Here is a 320-nt window from a genome sequence, read left to right as displayed (position 1 = left end):
GTATGATTCGCTGAGTCTTTCGCGATTTTCTCCATTTCCTCGACAGACGCAGTGACCTCTTCCGTGCTCGCTGACATTTGTTCAGATGCAGCAGAGATTTCTTGAATCTCACCTGCAACCACCTGCGCAGAAGTGTAGATTTGTTGAAACACTTCGCCCGCTTCGACTGCGACAGACAACCCCATGCCTACCTCGCCCTTTACAGCGTCCATCGCGTAAACTGCCTGGCTCGCCTCCCCTTGAATTTCGTGGATGATCGAGCTGATTTGTCGTGCTGAGATATCGGATTGCTCGGCTAGTTTACGTACTTCGTCTGCTAC

Annotated in this window: 1 protein-coding gene; it reads right to left on the bottom strand. The window is 51.2% G+C overall.

Annotation, left to right across the window (positions count from 1 at the left end; genetic code table 11):
* A partial coding sequence (locus tag EDM52_RS24270; RefSeq protein ID WP_245997389.1) for a methyl-accepting chemotaxis protein occupies positions 1 to 320 on the bottom strand: 320 nt, incomplete at both ends.

Origin of the sequence: Brevibacillus invocatus (assembly GCF_003710915.1) — a bacterium.
Classification (GTDB): Bacteria; Bacillota; Bacilli; order Brevibacillales; family Brevibacillaceae; genus Brevibacillus; species Brevibacillus invocatus.
This window is presented reverse-complemented; position numbering and strand designations above follow the sequence as displayed.